Raw genomic sequence first — 25601 nt, forward strand, 5'->3', positions numbered from 1 at the left:
GCGCGGTGATCGACGATTGCAGAGCGAAAGCGAAGAGGCGTATCCTCGGCGCCGGATCTCTCGGAGCCGCGCGGTGGCCGGCCTGTCCGCCGAAGGATGTTCATGAGTCACCCCGGATTGCGCGCGAGATTCGAGCCGTCGTCGATGGCGCTCTGGCTGACGGTCGCGGCGCTTGTCGCCCTTGCCGCCCTCGCCGCGTCCTGCGCGGAGGACCCGGCCGCCGCGCCGTGTGATGACGGCCTCACGCCGTGCGGGGGAGCGTGCTTCGACACGCAGGCCGATCCGGACCACTGCGGCGGCTGCGAGGGCGTCTGCGCGAGCGGGACGCGGTGCGAGGCGGGCGTGTGCGTCGGCGGGGACGGGGGCGGGGGCGGGGCGGCCGGCGAGCTGTGCGCCTCCGGCCTCGTGGCGTGCGGCGGCGGCTGCGTGGACGTGAAGAGCGATCCGCTGCATTGCGGGACCTGCGAGGCGCGCTGCCCCGTCCACGAGACGTGCGTGGAGGGGGCGTGCGTCTGCGACGAGGGCTTCGCCCTCTGCGGCGACAGGTGCGTCGATCTGGCCGTCGACCTGGCGCATTGCGGCGCGTGCGGCGCGGCGTGCGCCCCGGGGCTGTTCTGCCGGGAGGGCGTGTGCGCCTGCGCCGTTGGCGACTACGAGGACATCGGCTCGACGGTCCCTCAGCTCCTGACGGGCACCACGGTCGGCGCGGAGGCCTATTTCTCGCTCGCTTGCACGGCCGTCGGATCGAGCGAGTTCGTCTACAGGTTCACGGCGGAGGAGGCCGGCAGATACAAGTTCGACACCGCCGGATCGAGCTACGACACCGCCATCGGCGTCGTGGACTTCGACGCCTGCGAGGAGCTCGCGTGCAATGACGATCGCGGGGGAGCGATGACGGGCAGCGCCTCGGTGGACCTCGAGGAAGGGCAGAGCGTCTTCCTCGTCGTCGCGGGCTACGACGGCGCGCAAGGCGACTTCGCCCTTCACCTTGACCGGATGGCGCCGCCGGCGTGCCCGCTCGACACCCTCGCGACGGCTCTCCCGCTGAGCGTCACCGGGGACACCTGGCGGCTCGGCGACGCCGTCTCGACGCGTTGCGGTTCAATCGACACCTCCGACGCGAGCTATAGCTTCACCGCGCCGCACGCTGGTGGGTACGTCTTCGACACGTCCGGATCCACGTTCGATACCGTCCTCGAGCTGCGCAAGGGGTCCTGCTCCGGGGCGGTGATCTCGTGCAACGACAACGACAGCGCCGTGGGAGCCAAGACGTCGCGCCTCGTCGCGAACCTCGCCGAGGGCCAGACGGTCGTCGCGGTCGTCGACGGCGTCGACGGCGGATCTGGGCCATTCACGCTCAACGTCTCCGAGTACGTGCCGCCTCCATGTCCGGAGCTCACGCTCGGCACCACGTTTCCGCAGAGGGTGACAGGCACCACGGCTATCCCGGATCGCATGAGCGCCCTCCCGTCTCCCTGCACCAGGGACAGCGGCCCCGAGGCCACCTATGCCTTCACCGCGCCGGCGACCGCGCTCTACACCTTCGATACCTTCGGCTCCTCCTTCGACACGGTCCTGCACCTCCACAAGGGGACATGCAGCGGCGAGAGCGTCGCGTGCAACGACGACGCCTCTGGCACGCAATCGCAGGTGGAGGTGATGCTCCGCGAGGGAGAGACCATCTCCGTCGTCGTGGACGGCTACGCTCCAGTCGCCTCCGGCGCCTTCCAGCTCAACGTGAGCCAGACCTTCGTCCTCCCTTGCCCGCTGATCGATCTCGGCTCGACGGTGCCTCAGACAGTGACGGGGACGACCGCGGATGTGGCCGACGTCCTGCGCCCGAGCTGCGGCGCCGGCGCCGGCGAGGTGACCTACCGCTTCACCGCGCCCGCGACCGGCACCTACATCGCCGATACGTTCGGATCGAGCTTCGACACGGTCCTCTCCGTCCTCGACGGCAGCTGCACCGGGGCCGAGCTCGCGTGCAGCGACGACGCGCTGGAAAGCGAGCAGTCGCGGCTGACGCTGGAGCTCGCCGAGGGGCAAACGATCGTCCTCCTCGTGGACGGCAGCGCCGCGGGCGCGTCGGGCGATTTCACGCTCCGCATTGCCCCGTTCTCCGGCGGCGGCACCTGCTCGACGGCGATCGATCTCGGCCCCTTCGTGCCGCAGCTCGTGACAGGGAGCACCGCGGAGCGCCCCGAGTCCGTTCGCCCGACCTGCGGCTCCTCGTCGCATGCTCCAGACATGATCTACCGCTTCACCGCGCCGGCGGACGGGCTCTACATCTTCGACACGTTCGGATCGAGCTTCGACACGATACTCCAGCTCTTGAAGGAGAGCTGCACGGGGACGTCGCTCGGGTGCAACGACAACGCGGACGGTCGGCAGTCGCGTGTCGCCCTCACGCTGGCCGCCGATCAGACCGTCCTCGCCGTCGTCGACGGCATCGGCGCGAGCTCCGGCGACTACGTGCTCCAGGTGGACCGGTTCACCGGCCCGGGGACCTGCGCGACGGCGATCCACCTCGGATCGCCGCTGTCGCTCACCAGGACCGGCACCACGCGAGGCCAGCCCGACGCGGTGAGGCCGACATGCGTGTCCGCGGTGTCCGTGTCCTCTCCGGAGACCGTGTTCACCTACACCGCCCCGATCGGCGGCACCTATATCATCGATACGATCGGTTCGTCGTTCAACACCGTCCTTCACGTCCACTCGCGCGGCTGCGCCGGCACCGAGCAACAATGCAACGACGACCTGACCAACTCGCAAGCGTCGAAGGTAGAGATCAAGCTCGCCCGCAACCAGACCATCACCGTGGTCGTCGACGGGTACAATGGAGCGTCCGGCGACTTCACGCTGAAGATCACCAAGCTCTGAGTCCGCGCTGAATGTGCCCTGGAGCCGGCCCGACGATGGCGCCTGTTGCGTCGAGCCCGCGAGGGCGCCTCTCCGCGGCGCGGCGAGCGCGGTCCGGGCCGCGGCTCGACCTGCGCGCGGTCAGCCGAGCACCCCCGCCGGTTGCGGATGCGTCGGCCGTGGGCGTATCCTGGCGCACGCCTCGTTATCCGCTCGCCTCGAACGGCCACGCACCCCCCAAGGATGGCTATGAATAGATCCGGATTGCGCCTCAGGCCCGCCCTGTCGTCCGCCGCGCTGCTCCTGGCTGCGGGGGTCGTCCTCGCGGCGTCCTGCGCGGAGAGCCCCGACGTGTCGAGCGAGTGCCCCGACGGGCTGTCGCGGTGCAATGGAGAGTGCGTCGAGCTCGAGGCGAACGCCGATCACTGCGGCGCGTGCGGCGACGCCTGCGAAGCGGGGCAGCTCTGCGTGAAGGGCCGCTGCAGCGGGGGCGGCGGCGAGGGCGGCGGCGGCGAGGGCGGCGGTATAGGGACCGGCGTCGGGGGCGGGGAGGCGTGCGGAGAAGGCCAGTCCGACTGCTCGGGCAAATGCGTGAACCTCGAGACCGACCTGCGGAACTGCGGCGATTGCGACGTCGAGTGCGCGGAGGGGCACGTCTGCGCGGACGGCTCCTGCGCGTGCGCGGGCGACCTCACGGCGTGCGACGGCGCCTGCGTCGATGTGCTGAGCGACAGGCGCAACTGCGGCGAGTGTGAATCCAGCTGCGCGCCTGCCCAGCAGTGCGTCGACGGCGTCTGCACCTGCCCCGCCGGCCTCGCGGCGTGTGATGGCGCGTGCGCCGAACTGCAGACGAGCCAGCTCCACTGCGGCGCCTGCGGCGTCGCGTGCGAGCGAGGGGCGGTATGCCAGGCAGGCGCCTGCACCTGCGTCCTCGGGACGTATGACGAGCTCAGCGACACGTTCCCGCAGAGGGTCACGGGGACCACCATCAGCGGCGAGACGAACTACGATCTCGCGTGCGTGGCCGCCAGCTCGTCGGAGCGGGTCTACCGCTTCACGCCTTCCGAGGCGGGGACATACACGCTGGACACCGTCGGGTCCACCTTCGATACGGCCATCGGGGTGCTGGGAGCGACCACCTGCGCTCAGCTCGCCTGCAACGATGACATTGCCACCGGGGTCGCCCAATCGCGAGTCCGCGCGGTCCTCGAGGCGGGCCAGCAGGTCCTCATCGTCGTGACCGGCTTCGACGGAGGGGAAGGCGATTTCACGCTCAACATGACGAAGGCCGATCCGCCGAAGTGCCCTGGGGGGGCGATCGACGCCGCGCTCCCGGCGACCGTCACCGGCAACACCGAGCACTCCGGCGACGCGATCAGGCCGACGTGCGGAGCTGCAGACAGCCCCGACGCGAGCTACATGTTCACGGCGCCAGCGGCCGGGAAGTATGTATTCGATACCTTCGGCTCCGGGTTCAATACGATCCTGGAGCTGCACGATGGCGCTTGCGATGGCGACGTGCTCACCTGCTCCGACGACGCGGGAGAAGGGTCGCAGTCGCGCGCCACGGTGGAGCTCCGCGCCGGCCAGACGGTCGTGGCGGTCATCGACGGCTTCGAGGGCGCGCGTGGGCCCTATACGCTGAACGTCGACGCGTGGGCTCCGCCCGCGTGCCCCATGGTGGATCTCGGCTCCGCCTACCCGCAGACGATCACGGGCCGCACGTCAGGCCGCGACGGCGTCCTCCAGCCCCCGCCGGACTGCGCCACGGGCAATTCCCCCGAGGTCAGCTACAGCTTCACGGCGCCCATCGCCGGCCGGTACACGTTCGATACGAACGGCTCGACCTTCGACACGGTGCTCCACGTTCACGACGGCAGCTGCACGGGCGCCTTGCTGGGGTGCAGCAACGACGCGGAGGGCTTGTCGTCCCAATCGCAGGTGTCCACGCCCCTCGCGCAGGGGCAGACGGCGTATGTGGTCGTGGACGGCGCGTCCGGGAAGCACGGCGCGTACACGCTCAACGTGAGCGGCACCCCGGGCCCCCCGTGCCCGGAGAAGGCGCTGGAGTCGGTCGTCCCGCAGACCGTGTCGGGGACGACCGCCGGCGCCGGCGACTACGTGAGCGCGCCGTGCGGCGTGCCCGGCGGCGAAGACAGGGCGTACAGCTTCACGGCGCCGGCCGACGGATTGTACGTCTTCGATACGCTCGGATCGAGCTTCGACACGCTCGTCCACGTGCACGCCGGCACGTGCGGCGGCGCGGTTCTCGGCTGCAACGACAACGCCGCGGGCGTCCAGTCGCGGATCGTGGTGCCGCTCGCCGCGGGGCAGGAGACCGTCGTCGTGGTCGATGGCGCCAGCGCCAAACCTCAGGCCGCGGGCGAGTTCGAGCTCAACATCAGCCTGTTCCAGGGGGACGGCATCTGCGGGAACCCCGTCGATCTCGGCTCGACGGTCCCGCAGACGACGAGCGGCTCCACCTTGTTCCAGCCGAACTCGGGCACACCGAGCTGCGTCCCGTCGAGCGGCAACGACAGGGTCTATCGCTTCACCGCGCCGGCGGACGGGACCTACGTCATCGACACGCTGTCGTCGAACTTCGACACCGTCCTTCACGTGCACGACGGCGACAGCTGCTCCGGCCCCGAGCTCGCGTGCAACGACAACGCGGTCATGGCCAGCTCGCGCGTGACCGTGACCCTCACCGAAGGGCAGGTGATCACGATCATCGGCGACAGCCGGCGTTCCTCCTCCGGCAACCTCACCCTCAACATCGCCACTGTCCCTTGAGCGGGGCGCGCCCCGCTCGGTGACCCGCCGGCCGGGGGGAGCGGGGCGGCACGGCTGCTGTGGCGGGTCGGCCGCCGAGGCGGGCCCGGCCGGGGGCTCGGGCCACGGGCGGGGGAGGGAGGCGCGGATCGGCGCGCGTGGGGGCAGGTGGAGCGGCATGGAACGATCGGGAGCCATGGAAGGCGGCCAGCGCTCTCGTCGGTGAGCGACGCGGGCGACGCGTCGACGCTGTCGACGGGCCCGCCCTAGGAGTTTTCTTGAGAGCGGCGCCCGCCCGTGCGAGTCTCGGCCCCCTTGGGACTTGCGCCCGTCGTCCGGGACGCGCCCCTGTGATCCGGGTCGAACCATGCCAAAGGAACGCGTGTTCTCCCTCGATGCCGTTCGGACCGACGGCTGGTTCGAGCGCATAGGCGACGGCATCGGCAGCTTCCAGGCGCTCTGCGAGATCGTGGGCGAGGCGTTCTTTGCCTTCTCGATGATTACGGGCGCCCGCATCACGGCGCTGACCGTCGACCGCCGCAACCCGGACAACACCCTGGTCGACTTCGTTATCGCGCCGCCGGGCGAGGAGGACATCGACGGCGACGTCCAGCGGCTCACGCTCGCGGACTTCCGCCACCGCCTCGTCGGCGCCCTCCTCACGGAGGACACGACGCCGCCCGCGCCCGAGCGGGACACCGACCTCGAGGGCATCCAGCTCCACATCGGGGTCCGCTACCTGCTGCTCGCCCCGCTCTACGGCTACAGCCTCCGCAAGCTCGCCGTCGAGGGGAAGAACTCGCGCCTCCTCCTCCTGCGCGACGGCATCGAGGAGACCCACGAGCTCAACGAGTTCCGCGCCCGAATCCGCTCGCACGTGCGCGACGAGCTCGAGCGCGCCTCGGCCGGCGCGCGCTCCGCCATCGACCTCACGAAGGTCGCCGAGGCCGAGGTCGCCTCGCAGCGCGGCGACTTCCCGAAGGTGATCCAGCTGCTCGGCACCTGGCCGGCCCCGCTCGCGATCTTCCTGCGCACGCCCGAGGGGCAGATGCTCACGCCGGACGCCCGCAGCCTGATCGCCAAGGGCCTCGGCCTCCTCGGCACCGCGTGCGTCAAGCTCGGCGAGGAGCACCAGGGCGAGGAGGTCATGCGCCTCGCCGTCCAGTATGCGCACGACGGGGCTGCGGCCGGCGACATCTTCCGCCGGCTGGGCGAGGCCATGCTCGAGGACGGCCGGGCCGGCGAGGCCATCGGCCCCCTCCGGCGCGCCGCCAACCTCGGCGCCCCGCCGAAGCAGATCTGGCCGCTGCTCGCGCGGGCGTTCGTGCAGCGCAAGAAGTTCGTCGCCGCCCTCGCCTGCGTCCGCGAAGCGCGGAGCGTGGGCGTGGCGGACGCCGACATGGTGGAGGAGATCCGGGAGATCGAGGCCAGCCTGGGGACGGCGCTCACCGCGTGGCGAGGGCTGGTCCTGGCCGCGAACCGCTCCTAGGATCGTGGTCCACCGGTTGGCCGACCGCCTCCATTGACACCCCCGCGGCGGCCGACTAGATCCGGCGCGGATTAAGCCGGGATCGCTCGGATTTTTGCTGCTTAAGGCAGCATCGCCGCGTCGCTCTCACCTTTTTGGACTGCATGGTTCGGGGCCGTGGGCCCCGAGGTCTCGCCCCGAGACGCCGCGCGCCTCGGCGAGATGGTCGACCCCTCCAGGGTCGACGCGTAGGAGTGCTCTCTCGATGGCCACCTACATCCCCCTGTTCCTGCTGTTTCTCGTCGCCGCGATCATCGCGCTCGCGATGTTCACGCTGACGTCGCTGCTCGGCCCGAGGAACCCGACGCCCGAGAAGATGATCCCGTACGAGTGCGGCAGCGACTCGACGGGCGGGCGGTTCGTCAAGCCGAGCGTGAAGTTCTACCTGACGGCGATCCTCTTTGTCGTGTTCGACATCGAGGCGGTGCTCATCTACCCGTGGTCGGTCCAGTTCCGCACCCTCGGGTGGACGGGCCTCGCGACGATGAGCTCGTTCGTCGCGCTGCTCGTCGTGGCGCTCGTGTACGTGTGGAAGAAGGGAGCTCTGGAATGGGAGAAGTGAAGGCCGGTGGGCCCTCGACGCGGGTGATGGAGGGCTCCGAGCACGGCTTCGCGACCACGCGCGTGGACGCGCTGCTGAACTGGGCGAAGAAGTACTCGCTGTTCCAGTACCCGTTCGTGACGGCCTGCTGCGGCATGGAGTACATGGCGATGGCGAGCCCGCGCTTCGACATGGCGCGGTTCGGCGCCGAGGTGCCGCGCTTCTCGCCGCGCCAGGCCGACCTGCTCTGGGTGGTGGGGACCATCAGCCAGCGCCAGGCGCCGGCGCTCCGCCGCATCTACGAGCAGATGGCGGACCCGAAGTGGGTGCTGGCCTTCGGCACGTGCGCCTCGTGCGGCGGCTTCTACGACAACTACACGACCGTCGCCGGCATCGACAAGGTCATCCCCTGCGACGTCTACGTGCCCGGCTGTCCGCCGCGCCCCGAGGCGGTGCTCGACGGCCTCATGCTGCTCCAGGACAAGATCGCGCGCGGCGATCGCACGCCGGCGATCGTCAAGCCGCGCGAGGACCCGGCGCAGACGACGGAGCACCTGGTCACCCTCCAGCGCAAGGAGCGGAGCCTGCCATGAGCAAGAAGGTCCTAGAGCTCCTCACGGCGCAGTTCCCGGGCGCCGTCCTGGAGACGCACTCGCAGTTCGGCGACGACACGGCGGTGCTCGACCCCGCCGTGTGGCGCGACGCCGCCCTGTTCCTCCGCAACGACCCGCGGACCCTGATGAACATGTTCGTCGACCTGACCGCGGTCGACTACCTCTGGCGCGGCGACGTGCCCCGCTTCGAGGTGGTCTGCCACCTGCGGTCGCTCGAGCGCAACCACCGCATCCGGATCAAGGCGCGCGTCGGCGACGAGGAGGGCAACGGCGCCGAGATCGACTCGATCGTCCCGGTGTGGAAGGGCGCGAACTGGTTCGAGCGCGAGTGCTACGACCTGCTCGGCATCGTCTTCAAGGGGCACCCGGATCTCCGGCGCCTCCTGATGTACCCGGAGTTCGAGGGGCACCCCCTGCGCAAGGACTACCCGGCCAACCGCATCCAGCCGCTCATCCCGTTCCGGGACGTGCCGAACACCGGCAAGCTGCCGCCGTTCGGCCCCGACGAGGGCATGAGCTTCGGCCGCCAGTCGCACGACTTCGCGCGGAGTGGCCCCGGGGCGTCGATCGACGGAGACGAGGCCGTGAGCAACGGCAGGCGCGCGGGCGCGCTGGAGGAGCGGAGCTGACCCATGGAACCCCTGGATCGCGAGCTGGACGAGGCGGAGCTCGACCTACCGAGCGAGCCGATGCTCCTCAACATGGGGCCGTCCCACCCGGCGATGCACGGCACGGTGCGCATCGTGCTCGAGCTGTCCGGTGAGACGATCAACAAGGCCGACGTGCAGATCGGCTACCTGCACCGCGGCTTCGAGAAGATGTGCGAGCGCGGCACGTGGTCGCAGGTCTTCCCGTACGTCGACCGGCTCAACTACGTCTCGCCGATGCTCAACAACGTCGGCTTCGCGCTGGCGGTCGAGAAGATGCTCGGCGTCACCGTCCCCGAGCGCTGCCAGTACTACCGCGTGATCCTCGGCGAGATGGCGCGCATCTGCGATCACATGATCTGCAGCGGCGCCATGGCCATGGAGCTCGGCGCCTTCACGCCGTTCCTCTACCTGTGCCGCGCGCGCGAGATCTTCTGGGAGATCTTCGAGGAGGAGACGGGGGCCCGCCTGACGCACAGCTTCGGCCGCGTCGGCGGCATGGCGCGGCCGCCCACGGCCGACTTCAAGGCGATGGTCCGCGTGGGCCTCGAGCGCGTGCTCGCGCTCATCAACGACGCCGAGAAGCTCATCCTCAAGAACCGCATCTTCCTCGATCGCCTCGACGGCGTCGGGCAGATCTCGCAGGAGGACGCGCTCGCGCTCGGCTGGACGGGCGTCGTGCTCCGGGCGACCGGCGTGCCCTACGACGTGCGCCGGGCGAACCCGTACATGGTCTACGACCGCTTCGACTTCGACGTGCCGGTCGGCACGCGGGGCGACAACTACGACCGGTTCATGTGCCGCCAGGAGGAGATCCGCCAGGCGGGGAGGATCATCGAGCAGGCGCTCGAGCAGATGCCCGACGAGGGGCCCATCAACATCGACGATCCGCGCATCGTGCTGCCGCCGAAGGAGGAGGTCTACACGACCATCGAGGCGACCATCCAGCACTTCAAGATCGTCATGGAGGGCATCAAGGTGCCCGCGGGCGAGTGTTACTCGTACACCGAGGCTGGCAACGGCGAGCTCGGCTTCTACCTCGTGTCCGACGGCAGCGGCACGCCGTACCGCGTGCGCATCCGCCCGCCGTGCTTCGCCACGACGCAGGGGCTCTCCCAGCTCATCACCGGGCTGATGATCCCCGACGTCGTGCCGACCTTCGGCTCCCTCAACATGATCGGCGGGGAGTGCGACCACTAGCGACGGCGCGAGGAGCGCTCCCGTCATCGACTTAGGAAAGCAAGGGCCCTCCGCGGCCCCGCCGGGAATCGAGAGCACGATGCCTACGATCAAGATCGACGGAAGGGAGATCCCCTTCGAGAGCGGTGACACGATCATCCGCGCGGCGCACCGCGCCGGGATCGACATCCCCCATTACTGCTGGCACCCGGGCCTCAGCGTCGCCGCCAACTGCCGGATGTGCCTGGTCGAGGTGCTGCCGCCGCCGGGGCGGCCGGCGATGAGCCTCGACATCCTCCGCTGGGACGCGGCGAAGCAGGACTACGTGCCGGCGGCGAAGCCGAAGCTCCAGCCGTCCTGCCAGATGGCCTGCGCGAACGGCATGGAGGTCCTGTCCGACAACAGCGACCACGTGGCCGAGGCGCGCTCGGCGGTGCAGGAGCTTTTGCTGCTGAACCACCCGGTCGACTGCCCGATCTGCGACCAGGCCGGCGAGTGCCGCCTCCAGGACTACTGGCTGGAGCACCAGCGCAAGGGCAAGCGGATGCGGCAGGAGCCGGTGCACAAGCCGAAGGCGGTCACCTTCGGCCCGACCATCGTGTACGACGCCGAGCGCTGCATCGTCTGCACGCGGTGCATCCGCGTCTGCAACGAGCTCGCCCGGGATCCGGTGCTCTCCGTCCGCGAGCGCGGCAACCTCGGGGAGATCACGGTCTCGCCGGGGCGCGAGCTCGACCACAACTACACGCTCATGACCGAGCACGTCTGCCCGGTCGGCGCGCTCACGTCGCGCGACTTCCGGTTCAAGGCGCGCGTCTGGTTCCTCCGCAGCGCCCGGACCGTCTGCCAGGGCTGCGCGACGGGCTGCAACGCCTACCTCGACTACGATCCGCGCAACAACACGCCGTACCGGCACCGCCCCCGCGAGAACATGGCGGTCAACACGTACTGGATGTGCGACGAGGGCATGCTCTCGTACCGGCACGCGGTCGATGGACGGCTGCTCACGGCGCTCGTCGGCAACGACGACGCGAGCGTCGACGACGCGCTCGCCGCGGCCAAGGAGCAGCTCGCCGGCCACGGCGACGACCCGGCGAAGGTCGCGATCGTCCTGTCGGCGCAGCACTCGAACGAGGACAACTTCGCGCTCTACCACCTCGCCACGACGTACCTCGGCGCGACCGACTTCTTCGTGTCGGGCAAGCCGCTCGGCCAGGGCGACGACATCCTCATCAGCGAGGACAAGAACCCGAACACCCGCGGCGCCGTGCAGATCGCGGCGGCGACCCCGCCGCGCCCGGTCGCGGAGCTGATCCAGGGGATCGCGTCCGGGCAGTACGCGTACGTTGTCGCCCTCGGGTCGGACCTCGAGGTCGACGCGGGCGAGGCGCAGCGGGCGTTCTCGCGGCTGAAGGGGGTGGTGACGATCGCCGCCCACGAGGGGCCGCTCGCGAAGGCCGCGCGCGTCGCGCTGCCGGCGTGCTCCTGGGCCGAGGCCGAGGGGACGTACGTGAACGGCAAGGGCCTGGCGCAGCGGAGCGAGCGGGCGCTGCTCCCGCACGGCGACGCGCGCCCGGCCTGGGAGCTCATCGGCCGGCTCGGGCGCGCGCTCGGGTACGAGACCGGGTGGAAGACCCTGGCCGAGCTCCGCCGCGCGATGCCGCCCGGCGCGGCGCTTGGTGGGGCAGCCGCTCCCACCGCGGCGCTCGGCGCTGCGCCCGCCATCGCCGACGGCGCGCGGGTCGAGCCGAAGAAGACGGAGGCCACGGCATGACCAGCGTCGAGCTCGTTCTCGCGATCGTCAAGATCCTCATCGTCGTCCTGTTCCTGCTGAACATGGCGGCGATCGCCACCTGGGCCGACCGGCGCCAGGGCGCGATGGTGCAGGACCGCGTCGGCCCGAACCGGGCGGTCGTCTACCTGCCGTCCCTGGTCGTGCGGGGCATCGTGTTCTTCCCCCCGGCGCTGCTCGCGGCGCTGTCCGTGTTCACGGCGACGCGCGCGGCGTCCGCGCCGGCCGCGGCCGAGACGATGGTGGCCGCCGCGCAGTTCGCGGTGGCCGTGGCCTGGCTCGGGCTGATCGTGTTCTGCGCGTCGGCCCGCAGCGGCGGCCCGATCAACCCGGCGGAAGAGGCGCTCGCCCGCGTCGAGCCCCGCAACATCTTCTACGGGGGCGTCATGGCCCACGTCGCGGTCTTCTTCCTGACGCAGGCGGTCCCGCTCTCGGCGGCGCCCGTCGTCGCGCGGATCGCGTGCGTGCTGCTCGGCGCGCTGCTGCTCGTCACGGGCGCGTACGCCGCGCTGCGCGTGCCCGAGGGCAAGATCCCGCTGCGGCTCCTCGGCACGCTCCACGCCGCGGCCGACGCGATCAAGATGATCTGGAAGGAGGACTTCATCCCGAAGAACGCCGACCGGCTCCTCCACTCGCTCGCGCCGCTGCTCGCGATGTTCCCGGCGCTCGTGACGTTCGCGGTCATCCCGTTCGGCGACAAGCTCTGCTTCGAGGACAACGGCGACGGGGTCTTCGGCTTCGGGGACCTCCCGCTGCTCAAGCGGACGGTCGACCAGGCGCTCACGTGCGGCGGCCACGTCGTGAACCTCCAGGTCGCGGACCTCAACGTCGGCATCCTCTACATCTTCGCGATGGCGGGCACCGGCATCATCGGCGCCGCGCTCGCCGGCTGGGCGAGCGACAACAAGTTCTCGCTGCTCGGCGGCCTGCGCGCCGCGAGCCAGATGGTCAGCTACGAGGTCGCGATGGGCCTCAGCGTCGTCGGCCTCTTCATCATCTACGGCAGCGTCCGGCTCGGCGACATGGTGCAGTGGCAGGCCGAGCACACGTGGGGGATCTTCGTCCAGCCGCTCGCGTTCATCCTGTTCCTCGCGGCCCTCGCGGCCGAGACGAAGCGCATCCCGTTCGATCAGCCCGAGGGCGAGAGCGAGATCGTCGCCGGCTACTTCGTCGAGTACTCCGGGATGAAGTTCGGCATGTTCATGACGGGCGAGTACGTCGAGCTCATCACGTCGAGCGCGCTCCTCGTCACGCTCTTCTTCGGCGGCTACCACCTGCCGTTCCTGGACCGCGACGGCATCAACATCGCCTTCGGCGACGCGACGCTCTTCCAGTACAAGATGACCCACTTCGCCGTGAGCCTGACCTACGTGCTGGCGTTCTTCGGCAAGACGATCCTCATGGCGTGGGTGCAGGTCTTCTTCCGCTGGACGCTGCCGCGCTTCCGTTATGACCAGGTGATGCGGCTCGGGTGGACGAAGCTCCTGCCGCTCACGATCGTCAACATGATGGTCACGGGCATCGTCGTGCTGGCCGTCGACTCGGCGCCCGCGGGGCTCGTCGGCGGTCTCCAGGTCGCGGCGGACGTCACCCACGCGATCGTCGCCCTGGGCGGGTTCGCGGCGGTCGTGGCGCTGATCGCCGGCCTGCTCGAGCCGGTCGAGCGCCAGCGCACCGTCAACTCCACCTCGTCCCGGTTCGCTGCCGCGGCGGGGGGCACCAAGGCGTCGCCGCAGCAGGCGTAGAGGAGGATCTCATGGCGAGAGCTACCCCCAGCACCACGTGGACGAAGCCGGCCGGAAGGCCGGTCGCCGGCAAGCCGATCCCGCGCCCGACCCGGAGCGCCGACGTCCAGGCCTACATCCCCGAGATGGTCAAGGGCCTCGGGATCACGATGAAGCACTTCTTCAAGAACACGAAGGAGATGGTGCTCGGCCAGAAGCCCGACCCGGTGCTGCACGCGCTGGAGCCGGGCGTCACGACGATCAGCTACCCCGAGGAGAAGCGCCCCTACCCGGAGCGCTTCCGGGGGATCCACCGGCTCACGCTGCGCGAGGACAACTCGCCCCGCTGCGTCGCGTGCCTCTGCTGCTCGACGGCGTGCCCGGCGCAGTGCATCGCGATCGAGCCGGCCGAGTACCCCGACGGCGATCGGCGGAAGGGCTACGAGCGGTACCCGAGCAGCTTCGTCATCGACGAGCTCCGCTGCGTCTTCTGCGGCTTCTGCGTCGAGGCGTGCCCCGTCGACGCCATCCGGATGGACACCGGCCTCCACGCGGTGCCCTACGATTCGCGCGAGCAGTTCATCTACCGGCGCGATCTCCTCATGAGCCTCTCCGATCGCTCGGGCTCGCGGCTGACGGCGAACACGCGCCACGAGCCGGGCGACCCGACGCACCCCGGCCTCTCGCGCGACCACGCGGATCACTGAGCTGGTCTTCCTCCCCCGGTAGGCCGTGTCGTTGCGCCGCCTGGCGCGCGCGGTGGAGCCCGGGCATCTCGCCTCTCGTCCGGCCGAGGTTCTGCTAGAAGGGCGGGTCATGGCGACGACGTACGGCTCCTTCGAGGCGGTCATCGGGCTCGAGGTCCACGCGCAGCTCCTCACCCGGACCAAGGCGTTCTGTGGCTGCGCGACCAGCTTCGGCGATCCGCCGAACACGCACACGTGCCCGGTCTGCCTCGGTCTCCCGGGGGCGCTCCCGGTCCTGAACCGCGAGGCGGTCCGGATGGCGGTGAGCGCGGCGCTCGCGCTCGGCTGCGCCGTGCAGGAGAGCAGCGTCTTCGCGAGGAAGAACTACTTCTACCCCGACCTGCCGAAGGGCTTCCAGATCAGCCAGTTCGATCGGCCGCTCGCGCTGCGCGGCCAGCTCGAGATCGAGACCGAGGCGGGCAAGACGCGCGCGGGGATCACGCGCGTCCACATGGAGGAGGACGCCGGCAAGAACGTCCACGGCATCGGCGGCCTGTCGGTCGTCGATCTCAACCGCGCCGGCACGCCGCTCATCGAGATCGTCGGTGAGCCCGACCTCCGCTCGGGCGCGGAGGCTGCCGAGTACCTGAAGCGGCTGCGCGAGATCCTGATGTTCATCGGCGTGAACGACGGCAACCTCGAGCAGGGCAGCTTCCGCTGCGACGCCAACGTCTCGGTCCGCAAGGTGGGGGAGACGAAGCTCGGCACGCGGACGGAGCTCAAGAACATCAACTCGTTCCGCTTCGTCGCCGAGGCGATCGATCTCGAGATCCGGCGGCAGATCGCGCTCATCGAGCAGGGCGGCCGCGTCCGGCAGCAGACCCGCGGGTACAACGCCGAGAAGAAGGAGACGTACCTCCTCCGCGACAAGGAGAACGAGTCCGGCTACCGCTACTTCCCCGAGCCGGATCTGCCGCCGCTCGTCGTGGACGAGGCGTTCCTCGCCGACGTGCGCGGCGCGCTCCCGGAGCCGCCGGTCGAGAAGCGGCGCCGCTTCACCGAGTCGCTCGGGCTCACCCCGTACGCGGCGTCGGTCCTGACCGGCCACCCGCAGATCGCGGCGTTCTTCGAGGAGGCCGCGCGCCTCCACGGCGACGCCGTGAAGGTCGCGAACTTCGTCCAGGGCGAGGTGCTGCGCGACACCCGGACGACGGGGCTCTCCGCGGCGTTCCCTGTCGCCCCCGGCCAGGTGGCCGCGCTGCTCCGCCTCGTGGACGAGGGCGCGATCAGCGGCAAGCAGGCCAAGGAGGTGTACACGGAGATGGCCGGCACGGACCGGGCGCCCGGCGACATCGTCCGCGACAAGGGCATGGCCGTGATGAGCGACGCGGCCGCGATCGAGGCGGTCGCCGCGTCGGTCATCGCCGCGAACGAGAAGCAGGCGGCGGCGTACCGCGCCGGCAAGACCGCGCTGTTCGGCTTCTTCGTGGGCCAGATCATGAAGAAGACGGGGGGCAGCGCGAACCCGGCCGTCGTGAACGACGTGCTGAAGCGGCTGCTCGACGGAGCTCCCGCCACGGGCGGGTGACGGGGCTTTCTCCGAGCGCAAGCGTGAAATAGGGTGCCGCCGGCAGGCGCTCTCGCCGCGCGAGCCGGGGCGCGCCCGGCGCCTCCGCCTCGCTGAAGCCCTGGTTCCACGATCGCCCCGAGCGGGCAGGACATCCGACGCATGGTCAGCGCTCGTCCCCTCGACGCCCTCCGCTTCCCTCTCCGCACGGCCGGCTTCGTCGGCCTCACCTTCGGCATGTACGGCCTGCTCGAGGTCGACACCGCGATCTCGCCCGCGGCCGACCGTGAAGTGGTCCTCCACACATGGATGCGCCGGTATGGGCGCGCGCTCCTGAAGCTCTACGGGCTCGACGTGCGCGCGGGCGGCCTCTTCCAGGGGGAGCTCGCGGCGGGGCGCGCTGCCGGCGCGGCCGATCCGGAGGGCGCCGGGTACTGCCCTGGGCGCGACGCCGCCGGGCTCGGCCGGCTGTTCGTGATGAACCACCGCTCCGCGCTCGACATCATGATCACGCTCGCCTTCTTCGAGGCCACGGTCGTGAGCCGGGCCGACCTCGCTGGATGGCCGGTCATCGGCATGGCGGCGCGCCGCGTCGGAACGCTCTTCGTGGACCGTTCCAGCAAGCGCAGCGGCTCTGCAGTCGTCCAGGCGATGTCCTCCGCGCTCAAGGGCGGCCGTGGTGTGATGGTCTACCCCGAAGGGACCACGTTCTCCGGAGATGAGGTGCGGCCGTTCCGCGCGGGCGGCTTCACCGCGGCGTGCCGCGTTGGCGCGGAGATCGTCCCTGTGGGGCTCGTGTACGGCGGCGCCGAGTCCTCCTACGTCGACGAGTCGTTCACGGCGCACATGGCCCGGGTGAGCCGTGCGCGACGTATCCCGGTGGCGCTCGAGGTCGGCGCGCCCATCGCCACGGTAGGCCAGGACGTCGGCGAGGTGCGCGACGAATCGCACCGCGCCGTCCAGGCGCTCGTCCGCCGCGCCCGCGCGCGGCTCGCCGCAGACGGTTAGGCGCCGCGCTCTCTCCTGCGCCGCTGGCTTCTGCGATCGGCCCTCGCTACGATGCGGGCCGCCGGCGACCCCATGGAGCGTGAAGGCCACCCTAGCGAGACCGCCATGATGTGGCAGGTCCTGAAGCCGCCCCGCGGAGGGGCGATCCATAATGAGCTGATGTTCCTGGCGGACGCGAGCGAGCAGCTCACCGGATCGCTTGACCCTCATACGATCCTCGAGCGGCTCGCGCGTCTGTCGGTGCCCTACCTGGCGGACTGGTGCACGGTCGATCTCATCGAGCGTGGCGCCGCGGACGCCATGGGCCTGGTCGGCTCCGTGCCGCCGCCGCCGCCGTCGTCGGACGGCGGTCCCGCGTTCGTGGCCGGGCCGGAGGGGATCGACCCGGCGCCCGTGGCGGGCATCTACGCGGCCCGGCGCCATCGCGCCGCCGCGGACTCGGACCCGGCGGGCTCCGATCGCGCGGGCCAGGCGGGCGCGACGCGGCGGCGGTTCTGCCGCGTCGCCGCGAAGCACGTGAACCCCGAGCGCGAGGGGCTCCTGCGCGCGATCTCGCCCGACGCCGAGGAGCGCCTCGGCATCGCCAAGGTGCTGCACAGCGGCGAGTCCGAGCTCTTGCACGAGCTCGATCGCGACAAGAGCGACGAGGCCGCCGAGCGCGCCGCCGCGCTGGAGCAGCTCGGCACGCGGTCGGCGATGGCGGTGCCGCTCATCGCGCGCGGCCGCAAGCTCGGCGTGCTGTCGTTCGGCGTCTCGGAGTCGAACCGCATCTACTCCGCGGACGATCTCGTGCTCGCGGCCGAGCTCGCGCACCGCGTGGCGCTGGCGCTCGACAACGCCTACCTCTACCGGAAGGCGGAGGAGGCGCGCCACGCCGCGGAGCGGAGCGCGGACCGGGCCGCGTGGCTCTTCGCGGTGACGGCCGCGCTGTCCGACGCGATCACGCCGCCCGCGGTGCTCCGCGTGCTCGCGAGCGACGTCGTCGCGGCCGCCGGGGCGATGACCGGCGTGGTGGCGCTGCGCGCTGGGCTCGGCGGCGAGCTCGAGACGGTGCGCTCGACGGGCTACCTCGAGGCGCAGATCGCGCGCTTCAAGAGCTTCGACCTGGGCGCGGAGCTGCCGCTCGCGCGCGCGGTCCGCGAGCGGCAGCCGATCTTCCTCGAGTCGGAGGGGCGCTTCGGCGAGTTCGAGCCGGGCTTCGCGTCGTGCTGCGTGGCGACGGGCGAGCGCGCGTACGCCGCGATCCCGCTCTTCCTCGAGGGGCGCGTGCTCGGCGCCGTGGGGTTCGGCTTCTCGGCGCCGCAGTCGTTCACCGAGGACGACCGGGCGTTCATGCTCGCGCTGGTCCAGCAGAGCGCGCAGGCGCTCGAGCGGGCGCGCCTCTCCGCGCTGCAGACGGAGGAGGCCATGCACCTCTCGCACGAGGTGCTGAAGCAGATGCCCGAGGCCATCCTCGTCACGGACGTCGAGGGCAACATCCGGTACTGGATGGGCGAGGCCGAGTCGATCTTCGGCTACCTGTCCGAGGAGATCGTCGGCAAGAGCATGGCGCTCCTCCACCGCGAGGACGTCCGCGAGGAGAGCACGGCCCGGATCCTCCAGCAGATCGAGGACGCGCGCACCTTCGTCGGCGAGGTCCCGTGCGTGCGGCGCGACGGCTCCGAGGTGCCGATCGAGATCACGGCGTACGCGGTCCACGACCAGGAGGGCCGCCCGCTGTTCCTCGTCGGCATCCACCGCGACATCACCGATCGCAAGCGGGCCGAGGAGGAGCGCGCCCGGCTGATCCGGGTGCAGGCGGCGCGGGCCGAGGCCGAGGAGGCGGCGCGGCGGTTCGCGTTCCTGGCCGAGCTCAGCACGGCGCTGGCCGCGTCGCTGGACTTCACGGCCACGCTCCAGTCGCTCGCGCGGCTCGTGCTGCCGGTGCTCGCCGATTTCTGCCTCGTCGACATCGACGACGGCCTTGGCCTGCGCCACGTCGCGGCCGCGCACGTGAGCCCGCTGAAGGAGCCGCTGCTCCGTTACTTCCACCCGAGCCGGGTCGACGGCGAGCCGGGCCCGGTGGCGCGCGTGCTGCGCACGGGCCGGTCGGAGCTCTACGCGGACGTCCGCGGCGACGTGCTGCTGCACGAGGCGATGACGAGCGAGGAGGCGACGGCCAACCGGACGCTCGCGCCGCTCTCGTACCTCGTTGTGGCGCTCCGGGCGCGCGGGCGCATCCTCGGCGCGATCTCGCTCGTGTCGTCGGAGTCGGGCCGGTTCTTCGAGCGGTCCGACGTCGCCTTCGCGGAGGAGGTGGCGCACCGGGCCGCGCTCGCGCTCGACAACGCGCGCCTGTACCGCGAGGTGCAGGACGCGAACCGGCTGAAGGACGAGTTCCTCGGGACGGTGTCGCACGAGCTGCGGACGCCGCTCAACGCGATCCTCGGCTGGGCGAGGATGATGCAGGCGGGCTCGCTCGATCGGGTCGCGGAGACGCGGGCGCTGTCGGCGGTCGAGCGCAACGCCGAGCACCAGGTGACGCTGATCGACGAGCTGCTCGACGCGTCGCAGGTCGTGACGGGCACGCTGAAGATCGAGCGGCTCGCGGTGGAGCTGACGCTGCCGGTGCAGACGGCGGTCGAGTCGATCCTCCCGTCGGCCGCGGGCAAGGGCGTGGCGATCGAGACGAGGCTCGATCCGGAGGGGGTGTTCGTCGAGGGCGACCCTGCGCGGCTCCAGCAGGTCGTGTGGCACCTGCTCTCGAACGCGGTGAAGTTCGCGCGCCCCGGGGGGCTCGTGCAGGTGCAGCTCTCGCAGGACGAGCGCTTCGCCGAGGTCAAGGTGATCGACGACGGCGAGGGCATCTCGGCGGACTCGCTCCCGCACGTCTTCGAGCGCTTCCGGCAGGAGGACAACAGCGGCGCGCGCCGGCACGGGGGGCTCGGGCTGGGGCTGTCGATCGTGCGGCACATCGTCGGGCTGCACGGCGGCATGGTGCGCGTGACGAGCGCCGGCCCGGGGCGCGGGACGACGTGCACGGTGCAGCTGCCGCTCTCGACGGGCGCGACCGCGACGGCGCTCACGAACGCGGGCATCGCGCCGGACCCGCGCAACCCGTTCCCGCGGCTCACCGGGGTGCGGGTGCTCATCGCGGACGACGATCCCGATACGCTGGCGATGCTCTCGGCGGTGCTGCGGCGCTGCGGGGCCGAGGTCAGCACGGCGACGTCGAGCAACGAGGCGCTCAAGCTGCTGGAGACGTCAGAGCCGGCGCTGCTCGTGGTCGACATCGGGATGCCGGGGGAGGACGGGTACTCGCTGATCCGGCGGGTGCGGGATCTGCTGCCGCGCAAGGTGGGGCGCACGCCGGCGCTGGCGCTGACGCCGTACGCGCGGACCGAGGACAGGGTGCGGGCGCTCGCGGCCGGGTACCAGATGCACGTGCCCAAGCCGATCGAGCCGATCGAGCTGGCGGCGGCGGTGAAGTGCCTGGCGACCGGGTTGATGCCCTGGTCCCGGGAGGACTGACGGGGGATCCGGGGGCACGCGCCGGGGTGGGGGTGTGCGCGGCAGCGCGCGGGGGGCGCTGGCCATCCGCCAAGACGGGGGCGGGGGAGCTTGCGCATGAAACACCGCCCGGCATGTCTCACTTCGGGCCTTGCCCTCTGAGACGTTTCGTCGCGCGCCACACAAGGCGCGCCTGGGACGTGGAGCCTGCTGGGACCTTATGGCACCTCGTTCGGTGCTCCAGCGCGCCCCCCGCGCGCTGCCGCGCACACCCCCACCCCGGCGCTCACCGCCTTGGCGCCCGCTGGAGAGGAGAAGGGGGATTCGGCAGCAGCGGTGCAGGTGGCCGGGGCAAGGGAGGCGCGCTTGCCTTGAGGAGCAGGGGTGCGTGGGGGATCACTGCAGAGGTGGGGCGACGGCGTCGGAGCTCCTATCTGGGTTTTGAAGAGACACCGCAGCGGATTTGATAGAATCATCGCAGAGAGCGCCGGGACGTGTAGGGGCGGGGAGATGGGGTGGCCTACATCGGGGGCGCGTGAGACGGTCCAAAGCGCTGACGACGATCGAACGCCGGATGGACGGGTCGGTTGGGAGGCTTCACATGATCAAAGGTTGGCTTGGGCGAAGCTTGTTGATGTGTGGCGCCATGGCGCTCGCGGGCTGCGGCTCTTCGCAGAAATACCCCAGGTATCCGTTCGTCAAGTACGAAGAGACGGCGACGGTCATCTTCCAGAATTTCGAGGAAGATGACAGGATGACCATGTACAGCGGCGGCCAGTTTTACGACATCTCGCCTGTCGAAGGATCGACCACCGCGCCGGTCCCCGCGGGCAAGGTCATCTCGATTGGAGCCCACCTCGTTCGACGTTTCTCCAGTCGGGCCTACTGGAGCGTGCCGGCCGTGGGGTTCGCTCCAGCGCGAGGGAAGTTCTACAAGTTAACGCTCCTTATTACGTTCCCGAAGTGTCGTCTGGAGGTCGAGCCCTTTGTGCCCGAAGATGCTCCGGAGGACCCGTTCGCCGCGGCCAGCGACAGGGGCGGCGCCGGAGGCCCCGACAACTCCAACGCCGAGGCGGAACGGACGACGATATCTGCTTCGATCCGCCATCCGGCGTCGTCCCACGAGGCGTCAGCGGGACGTTGACGGTCGAACGTACCGCCTGCTCGCGCGGCGCTATTCCGCACATCGGACGCGCAAGGAGCAGGAGAGCAAGTAAAGCCGACCGCGCGCGACTACCCAGGGGGAGGGCCGCGCCAGAGCCCCACGCTCAGCGAGCAGTCGTAGAAGCAATCAAAGCCCCAGTGAAGCAATTGTCATCGCAGGTCCAGGCACGATGCTCAGATGCTGCGCCCTGCGTCACGCGTTCATGGTGGCGCTCATATTCCACGATTCCCTGCTGAACGTCGCCGATCGCCCAGAGCCTTGGAGGCTCGGCGCCGCCTTCCGCGGCACCCGCGAGGGTGGATGGCGCCTCGGTCGGTGGACCCGCCCCTCCACCGGCGGCGGGTCCAGAGGAATGAACTGGCCCGCGGCTCGGCGCCCGACGCTCGCGTTCTCGAAGAAACTCTCGCGACACGGCGCGGCGGTCGCCCTGCACGATGTCCACGTGAGCTCCTGCCATCTCCCGCGGAACATGCGGGGCACCCCGGCGATGGCTGCGGGCGTGAAGCGAAGCGTCGGATAGGCGCCCTCAGCGCCGCTTCGCGCACGCCGGGCACGCGATCCTGCCCTGCGCGTTCGGCGCGCACGCCTCGCAGAGCAGATGCAGCCGATCGTCGCACGCCGCCGGCCGCGCCGTCGCGGCGCCGCACGCCTCGCACAGGAGCCTGTCCAAGCTCGATGCGCCCGCGGGGAGCCTAACGACGAGGTCCCGCGACTCCTTGCGCCGCCGGAGACGCAGGCTCACGAGCGCCGCCGGGACCTCGGCGCTCACCAGCGCCGCGACCGAGCACGTCACCTTCGCCGCGAACCGCGCGGGCAAGGCCTCGAGCTTCGCGTTCCGCTCGGCGATGAGGTGCGCGACCTTGGCCTCGACCGCCTTCGGATCCGCGCGCCGCCGCGGCGCCCGCGCCTCCGCGATCAGGTCCGCGAAATACGCCACGATCCGATCGTGATCCCGGGCGTGCCTGCGCTCGACCTCGCCGAGCAGCAGCCGCACCGCCGCCCGCACCGCCTGCTCGGCGCGGAGCGCGATCCAGTCCGCTGCGCGGCCGTCCACCGAGAGCGGGGCGGCGCTCGGCAGCACGAGCGCGCTCGGCCAGGCGAGATCCAGGTGCGCGCCCAGCGCGGCGTCCGGCTCGCCGCCGTCGTGCGCGTTCACAACGATCCGCACGAGCCCCTCGCGCCGGTCGTCGGCCTCGACGCCATAAGCGACGACGGCCGCGACGTAGACCGCCGTGCCCGTGGAGACCTGCCCGGGCTCGCAGAGCCCGTTGCGCAGCACGAAGCGGTCCGCGGCGGCCCGCACGTGGGCAGGCCGCGGCGGATCCGCGGCGAGCCGCACCGAGGTGGACACCGGCCGCCCGCGCGCCCTCGCGATGAGCCGCTCGAGCAGCGTGGAGCCGAGCCCACACGCGACGTCCCCGTCCCGATCGGGGTAGAGCGCGAGGGCGCACTCCTCCGGGACCTCGATCTCGGCCGCGAGCCGCGCCGGCAGGAGCGCCACCGCCCGCGCGTCGTCCCGCTCTGCGAGCGCTCCGGCCTCCGCGAGCGCCTCGAGCACGAAATCGAGCGGAGAGGGCAGCGCGCCCTCCGTGGGCGAGGACTTCCCCAGCGCCGCGGTCACGCCTCGTAATCCTTTCCAAAGAGCTTGGCGTCGAGGCGCTTCACCTGCTCGTAACGCCCGCGCGCCGCGGCGAGCTCCTCGGCGATGGCGTCGAAGCCGCTCGCGAGCTCTTCCTCCGAGCGCGACGTCGCATAGAGGGAGACGATCCGCTCCTCCAGATCGCGCTCGTCCGCCATGTTGCCAAGGACCATATCCATCTCGCCCACGACCAGCTCGAACAGGTGCAGGCGGCGGTCGAGCAGATCGAGGACACGCTCCTCGGCGGTGCCCCGCGCGCAGAGGTTGTAGACGCGCACCTCCTCTCGCTGGCCCATCCGGTGCAGCCGCCCGATCCGCTGCTCGATGAGCATGGGGTTGTAGGGAAGATCGAAGTTCACGAGGACATGGCAGTGATGGAGGTTGTGCCCCTCGCCGCCGGCGTCGGTGGAGACGAGCACGCGCGCGCGGCCGTCGCGGAACGCCGAGAGCGCCGCGCGCTTGTCGGCGGCGGAGAGGCCGCCGTGGAACGCCACGGGCTCGACGCCGGCCTCGCGGAGCACGGCCTCGATGTACGAGAGCGTGTCGCGGAACCGGGTGAAGACGAGGACTTGCTCGTCGTGAGCGCGCACGAGATCGACGAGGGCGCCGCCCTTCCGGGACGCGCGGACCGAGGCCGCGAGCTTCGCCAGCGCGGCGAGCGCGGCGCGCAGCGCGGGGACGCGCCGCTCGCTCGCGCTCATGCGCTCGAGGCTCCCGCGAACTGCGGCGGGGCTCGAGCCGGCGCCGAGCAGGAGCGTCGAGGCCAGCATCCGGGAGCCGGCGTCGGCCCCGTGCACGCGCACGAGGGCGAGGACGCGCTCGTAGAGCTCGCGCTCCTCCGGGAGCGGATCGACCAGCGCCGTGCTCACATAGCGGGGCGGCAGCGCGAGGCCGCTGTCCGCGCGGGTGTTGCGCACCATCACCTCGGCGAGCAGGGCGCGCAGCCGCTCCCGGTTCTTCGGCGACAGCGGGTCCTTCGGGTCGACGAACTGCGCGCGGAAGGCCGCCGGGGTCGCGAACTGCCCGGGCTTGAGCAGCGTCACGAGGTTGTAGAGCTCCTCGAGATCGGTCTCGATCGGCGTCGCCGTGAGCATCAGGAGGAACCGGCTGTGCAGGCCGTCGACCAGCTTGAAGCCGGCGGTCGTGCGGCTCTTGACGTGATGGGCTTCGTCGATGATCACGAGGTCCCACGAGGCGGCCTGGACGAGCGGCGCGTGCTTCGCGCTCCTCGCGAGGGCGAGCGACGCGACGACCACGCCCTCATCGCGCCAGAAGGCCTCGGGGTCCGCCGTGCGCGCGGCGTCGTCGGTCGTGCGCGCGGCGATCCCGGCCTTCTCCGCGAGCTCGCCCGTCCACTGGCCGACGAGCGCAGGAGGGACGAGGACGAGCGCCCGCCGGACCATCCCGCGGAGCTGGTACTCGCGCAGGATCGTCAGCGCCTCGACTGTCTTGCCTAGACCGACCTCGTCCGCGAGCAGCGCGCGCCCGCGGAACACGCGGAGGACGCGGCGCGCGGTCTCGATCTGGTAGCGGTGCGGCTCGACGCCGGTGAGCGCGGCGAGCGCGAGCAGCTCCTCGAACTGCTCGGCCGAGGCGAGCAGGTGAGCGCGCAGCGCGTGGCTCACCGCCGCGAGCGACGACGGCGGGTCCGCGAGCCGCTGGAGCAGCTCGGACCGGTCGAGGCCGGACATCAGGAGCGGCGCCGGCTTCCTGGGCGGCGGGGCCGGCAGGGGAGCCGGCTCGGGCGAGGGCGCCGGCTCCGCCACGCCGGAGGCGGCGGGCGGCCGGGAGGCGGCGGGCGTGCCGCGCGGGCTGGCAGCACGGGCGCGCGGCGGGCGTTCCGGGGTCGTCGGGGTGGCGGGGGGACTTCGTGGCGGCACGGCGGGCGCTTCGGTCCGCCGAGCCCGCGCGGGTGAGCGGGACCGAGCGCGGGTGACAGGGCGCTCCGGGGGCGGCGGCCTCTCCGCGCGATGAGCCAGGAGGAGTCGCTGGACGTCGTGACGAAAGACGAGCTGTCCCAGCCGACGCGGGATACCGACGTTGCGGTCGACGCAGAACGTGCTCGCGTTGTAGACAAGGAACGCCGGATCGGCGCTCGTCGATTCGCGCATCCGCTCGATGAGCGCGCTGCCCGCGAGCGCCTTTGGAAGGCCGCGCGCGAGGAGCAGGTCATGCGCCTCGTCGAGCGTCAGCGGCTCCTGGTGCGACCGGCCCGAGAGCGCGAACGCCAAGGTGAAGAGATCCGCGCCGGAGAGCAGCCGGCTGCCCGCTTCCGTGGCGAGCAGCCAGCTCACGTCGCTCGCGGAGATCGACGTGATGGGCGTCGTCGAGACCTGCATGCCTCGGCCGCGTGTATCCCTCTGGCTCCGGGATGTCGAGGTGCCATGGGCG

The 25601-nt window shown here is 71.2% G+C and carries 16 protein-coding genes; 14 read left to right on the forward strand and 2 right to left on the reverse strand.

What is annotated here, in order from left to right; all coding sequences use genetic code 11:
• Positions 1-102: 102 nt before the first annotated feature.
• The 14 genes from WME97_RS02680 to WME97_RS02745 all read left to right on the forward strand — a co-directional run bounded on the left by WME97_RS02680 (position 103) and on the right by WME97_RS02745 (position 21550).
• Entirely contained in the window at positions 103-2880 is a 2778-nt protein-coding gene (locus WME97_RS02680; RefSeq protein WP_437549267.1) for an MXAN_6577-like cysteine-rich protein, read from the forward strand.
• A gap of 228 nt (positions 2881-3108) precedes the next feature.
• Positions 3109-5652 carry an MXAN_6577-like cysteine-rich protein gene (locus WME97_RS02685; RefSeq protein ID WP_437549269.1) on the forward strand — a complete coding sequence of 848 codons (2544 nt, stop codon included), beginning with the start codon at positions 3109-3111 and terminating at the stop codon, positions 5650-5652.
• A gap of 346 nt (positions 5653-5998) precedes the next feature.
• A complete protein-coding gene (locus WME97_RS02690) occupies positions 5999-7120 on the forward strand; it encodes a hypothetical protein (RefSeq protein ID WP_437549271.1) in 1122 nt (373 codons plus the stop codon).
• 244 nt (positions 7121-7364) lie between these two features.
• Positions 7365-7721, forward strand: a complete 357-nt coding sequence (locus tag WME97_RS02695; RefSeq protein WP_437297602.1) for an NADH-quinone oxidoreductase subunit A — start codon at positions 7365-7367, stop codon at positions 7719-7721.
• Between the two features lie 26 nt (positions 7722-7747).
• The gene (locus tag WME97_RS02700; RefSeq protein ID WP_437301525.1) at positions 7748-8293 is read left to right on the forward strand and encodes an NADH-quinone oxidoreductase subunit B; all 546 of its coding nucleotides are present in this window, start codon (positions 7748-7750) and stop codon (positions 8291-8293) included.
• Entirely contained in the window at positions 8290-8943 is a 654-nt protein-coding gene (locus tag WME97_RS02705; protein WP_437549273.1) for an NADH-quinone oxidoreductase subunit C, read from the forward strand. The genes WME97_RS02700 and WME97_RS02705 overlap by 4 nt, the downstream gene beginning before the upstream one ends.
• A gap of 3 nt (positions 8944-8946) precedes the next feature.
• Complete coding sequence (locus WME97_RS02710) at positions 8947-10161, forward strand: NADH-quinone oxidoreductase subunit D (RefSeq protein ID WP_437549275.1); 1215 nt, start codon at positions 8947-8949, stop codon at positions 10159-10161.
• A 79-nt stretch (positions 10162-10240) separates the two neighbouring features.
• Entirely contained in the window at positions 10241-11914 is a 1674-nt protein-coding gene (locus WME97_RS02715; protein ID WP_437549276.1) for a 2Fe-2S iron-sulfur cluster-binding protein, read from the forward strand.
• Positions 11911-13677 carry a complex I subunit 1/NuoH family protein gene (locus tag WME97_RS02720; RefSeq protein WP_437549278.1) on the forward strand — a complete coding sequence of 589 codons (1767 nt, stop codon included), beginning with the start codon at positions 11911-11913 and terminating at the stop codon, positions 13675-13677. The genes WME97_RS02715 and WME97_RS02720 overlap by 4 nt, the downstream gene beginning before the upstream one ends.
• Before the next feature lie 11 nt (positions 13678-13688).
• Complete coding sequence (locus WME97_RS02725; RefSeq protein WP_437549280.1) at positions 13689-14363, forward strand: NuoI/complex I 23 kDa subunit family protein; 675 nt, start codon at positions 13689-13691, stop codon at positions 14361-14363.
• 109 nt (positions 14364-14472) lie between these two features.
• Positions 14473-15930, forward strand: a complete 1458-nt coding sequence (gatB, locus tag WME97_RS02730; RefSeq protein WP_437549281.1) for an Asp-tRNA(Asn)/Glu-tRNA(Gln) amidotransferase subunit GatB — start codon at positions 14473-14475, stop codon at positions 15928-15930.
• 141 nt (positions 15931-16071) lie between these two features.
• On the forward strand, positions 16072-16917 hold the full coding sequence (locus WME97_RS02735; protein WP_437549283.1) for a lysophospholipid acyltransferase family protein: 846 nt from the start codon (positions 16072-16074) through the stop codon (positions 16915-16917).
• A 105-nt stretch (positions 16918-17022) separates the two neighbouring features.
• The gene (locus WME97_RS02740) at positions 17023-20427 is read left to right on the forward strand and encodes a GAF domain-containing protein (RefSeq protein WP_437549285.1); all 3405 of its coding nucleotides are present in this window, start codon (positions 17023-17025) and stop codon (positions 20425-20427) included.
• 625 nt (positions 20428-21052) lie between these two features.
• Positions 21053-21550 (forward strand): hypothetical protein, encoded by a 498-nt coding sequence (locus WME97_RS02745; protein ID WP_437549287.1) that lies wholly within the window; start codon positions 21053-21055, stop codon positions 21548-21550.
• A gap of 547 nt (positions 21551-22097) precedes the next feature.
• Here WME97_RS02745 and WME97_RS02750 read toward each other — a convergent pair.
• Together WME97_RS02750 and WME97_RS02755 are read right to left on the reverse strand one after the other, a co-directional pair.
• Positions 22098-23192, reverse strand: a complete 1095-nt coding sequence (locus tag WME97_RS02750) for a hypothetical protein (protein WP_437549288.1) — start codon at positions 23190-23192, stop codon at positions 22098-22100.
• Positions 23189-25549 (reverse strand): DEAD/DEAH box helicase, encoded by a 2361-nt coding sequence (locus tag WME97_RS02755; RefSeq protein ID WP_437549290.1) that lies wholly within the window; start codon positions 25547-25549, stop codon positions 23189-23191. Before WME97_RS02755 ends, WME97_RS02750 begins: the two co-directional genes overlap by 4 nt.
• Between the last annotated feature and the right edge of the window lie 52 nt (positions 25550-25601).

Origin of the sequence: Sorangium sp. So ce367 (assembly GCF_051520455.1) — a bacterium.
Lineage (GTDB): Bacteria > Myxococcota_A > Polyangia > Polyangiales > Polyangiaceae > Sorangium > Sorangium cellulosum_B.

Excerpts from the sequence above, each read along its gene's own strand:
- WME97_RS02680 (WP_437549267.1), top strand. The coding sequence starts at position 103 with ATGAGTCACCCCGGATTGCGCGCGAGATTCGAGCCGTCGTCGATGGCG.
- WME97_RS02685 (WP_437549269.1), top strand. The coding sequence starts at position 3,109 with ATGAATAGATCCGGATTGCGCCTCAGGCCCGCCCTGTCGTCCGCCGCG.
- WME97_RS02690 (WP_437549271.1), top strand. The coding sequence starts at position 5,999 with ATGCCAAAGGAACGCGTGTTCTCCCTCGATGCCGTTCGGACCGACGGC.
- WME97_RS02695 (WP_437297602.1), top strand. The coding sequence starts at position 7,365 with ATGGCCACCTACATCCCCCTGTTCCTGCTGTTTCTCGTCGCCGCGATC.
- WME97_RS02700 (WP_437301525.1), top strand. The coding sequence starts at position 7,748 with ATGGAGGGCTCCGAGCACGGCTTCGCGACCACGCGCGTGGACGCGCTG.
- WME97_RS02705 (WP_437549273.1), top strand. The coding sequence starts at position 8,290 with ATGAGCAAGAAGGTCCTAGAGCTCCTCACGGCGCAGTTCCCGGGCGCC.
- WME97_RS02710 (WP_437549275.1), top strand. The coding sequence starts at position 8,947 with ATGGAACCCCTGGATCGCGAGCTGGACGAGGCGGAGCTCGACCTACCG.
- WME97_RS02715 (WP_437549276.1), top strand. The coding sequence starts at position 10,241 with ATGCCTACGATCAAGATCGACGGAAGGGAGATCCCCTTCGAGAGCGGT.
- WME97_RS02720 (WP_437549278.1), top strand. The coding sequence starts at position 11,911 with ATGACCAGCGTCGAGCTCGTTCTCGCGATCGTCAAGATCCTCATCGTC.
- WME97_RS02725 (WP_437549280.1), top strand. The coding sequence starts at position 13,689 with ATGGCGAGAGCTACCCCCAGCACCACGTGGACGAAGCCGGCCGGAAGG.
- gatB (WP_437549281.1), top strand. The coding sequence starts at position 14,473 with ATGGCGACGACGTACGGCTCCTTCGAGGCGGTCATCGGGCTCGAGGTC.
- WME97_RS02735 (WP_437549283.1), top strand. The coding sequence starts at position 16,072 with ATGGTCAGCGCTCGTCCCCTCGACGCCCTCCGCTTCCCTCTCCGCACG.
- WME97_RS02740 (WP_437549285.1), top strand. The coding sequence starts at position 17,023 with ATGATGTGGCAGGTCCTGAAGCCGCCCCGCGGAGGGGCGATCCATAAT.
- WME97_RS02745 (WP_437549287.1), top strand. The coding sequence starts at position 21,053 with ATGGCGCTCGCGGGCTGCGGCTCTTCGCAGAAATACCCCAGGTATCCG.
- WME97_RS02755 (WP_437549290.1), bottom strand. The coding sequence starts at position 25,549 with ATGCAGGTCTCGACGACGCCCATCACGTCGATCTCCGCGAGCGACGTG.